This window comes from Psychrobacter sp. GW64-MNA-CIBAN-0177 (assembly GCF_040309585.1).
GTDB classification, from domain to species: Bacteria; Pseudomonadota; Gammaproteobacteria; order Pseudomonadales; family Moraxellaceae; genus Psychrobacter; species Psychrobacter okhotskensis.
This window is the reverse complement of the sequence record NZ_JBEOOY010000393.1, coordinates 1-257: the sequence shown is the minus strand read 5'-3', so window position 1 is coordinate 257 and position 257 is coordinate 1. Positions and strand designations below refer to the sequence as shown.

Annotated in this window: 1 protein-coding gene; it reads left to right on the top strand. The window is 41.6% G+C overall.

Features of this window, described 5'->3' with window-relative positions; genetic code table 11:
* Window positions 1-257: FIST C-terminal domain-containing protein (locus AAEY79_RS15585; protein ID WP_352289475.1), on the top strand; the 257-nt coding region annotated here is incomplete at both ends.

Sequence of the window (257 nt, the reverse complement as noted above, 5' to 3'; positions counted from 1 at the left end):
ATCCAGCGGTAGCAAAAAATGGGGCGCTAGAGCTATTTTCGAACCTACATGTTGGCGATACTATTTATTTAGCTTCGGGAAGCCCAGAGCAATTAATTAAACGAGGCGATATGGTTGTTACCTCATTAACTAAATTGGCAGAACTCCATGCCATAAAAAATATTACCGGCGCCATTATCATTTTTTGCGGAGGCTGTATGCTGTCAATTAAAGACGCCATGCAAGAAGTTAAAGAGTCTATTGCAGCACAACTACCC